Origin of the sequence: Paraburkholderia sp. SIMBA_027, assembly GCF_046535315.1 — a bacterium.
In the GTDB taxonomy this organism is placed as follows: Bacteria; Pseudomonadota; Gammaproteobacteria; order Burkholderiales; family Burkholderiaceae; genus Paraburkholderia; species Paraburkholderia tropica.
On record NZ_JAWRWY010000487.1, the window covers coordinates 1 to 275 of the forward strand.

1 pseudogene is annotated in these 275 nt (G+C 58.5%); it reads left to right on the forward strand.

The window, feature by feature from the left end:
* Nucleotides 1–30: 30 nt before the first annotated feature.
* A pseudogene (locus tag SB764_RS39935) lies at nucleotides 31–275 on the forward strand (MmgE/PrpD family protein); the annotation flags it as partial.

The following is a 275-nucleotide window of genomic DNA, read 5'->3' on the forward strand; positions in this document are numbered from 1 at the left end:
CCGGGAACGCTCGTAGACGCAAAGTTTAGCCTGCCGTTCCTCGTAGCAGTAGCAGCCGTTCGCCGTAACGTGGCGATCTCTGACTTTACCGGCAATGCATTGCAAGATCCTGAGGTGCTCGCAGTCTCAAGGAAGGTCGTTCCGGTTGCGGACTCAGCGTTCGACTGGAAAATGGAACTGCCGCTCGGGAAAGTCGAGATCGTTACGCGCGATGGTCGCACGTTCAGTCAGGTCGGTACCGCGGTGCCTGGTAGCTCGGATGCTCCGATGTCGTG